1 protein-coding gene is annotated in these 989 nt (G+C 39.2%); it reads left to right on the plus strand.

Annotated elements, in window-relative coordinates:
- Nucleotides 1-96 precede the first annotated feature (96 nt).
- On the plus strand, nt 97-975 hold the full coding sequence (locus G5B00_RS17865) for an IS982 family transposase (RefSeq protein ID WP_163878833.1): 879 nt from the start codon (nt 97-99) through the stop codon (nt 973-975).
- Nucleotides 976-989: the final 14 nt, after the last annotated feature.

The following is a 989-nucleotide window of genomic DNA, read 5'->3' on the forward strand; positions in this document are numbered from 1 at the left end:
CCCGTTGTGCATTATGATTTAGTTCAGGAAAAACAGAAAAAAGTTGTTCATTACGCTGATAATCAGTAAATTGTTTTAACGACAAAACGATTTAGAATGAACAACTTTAAGGCAAATTACGAAAGAATATTGGAAGTTTTAAGAAAAATATCGACAGACCAGCAATTACCTGTGCAGCGTAGACGCCCCCGTATGAGCGATCTTGAGGTTATCAGCCTTAGTCTGACAGCCGAATACATGGGTATTGATAGCGAGAACAATCTTTTTCGGATCCTTCCTCCATTCTTCAAGACCAGAATAGAACGTACTGTTTTTAACAGGCGGAAGCGAAGACTGATGTCTTATCAGAACGCTATCCGCATGAAGCTTGCCGCCTCGTTCAACGAATTCGAAGATGTGTTTGTTGTGGACAGTATGCCTTTGGAAATCTGTAGGCTTGCCCGCAGCTCCCGTTCGAAGATCTGTAAAGAAGAACTTTACAGCATGCCATCCAAAGGATACTGTGCTTCGCAAAAGATGTACTATTATGGCTATAAACTTCATGCGGTATGTTCGTTAAAGGGTGTTTTTCAGGCAATTGACCTTACACCTGCGAATGTTCATGACATTCATTACCTGAATGATATAAAGTATCAACTTTCAGACTGCACACTCTTGGGGGACAAAGGGTACCTTTCTTCGGATATCCAGCTAAATCTTTTTGAGTCATCAAATATCCGTCTGGACACACCCAAAAGGACAAATCAAAAAGAATACGAACCGCAGTTCAGCCTATATAGGAAATCAAGAAAACGCATTGAGACTTTATTCTCACAGATGTGCGACCAGTTTATGGTCAGGCGTAATTATGCCAAATCTTTCGATGGTTTCAAAACCAGGATATTGACAAAAATCACTGCAATGACAATTATTCAGTACATCAACAAAAATATATTCAACAGAAACATCAACAATCTAAAAATTAGCATCATTTAAAATGCACAACGGGT

The sequence above is a fragment of the Parapedobacter sp. SGR-10 genome (genome assembly GCF_011030405.1).
GTDB lineage: Bacteria > Bacteroidota > Bacteroidia > Sphingobacteriales > Sphingobacteriaceae > Sphingobacterium.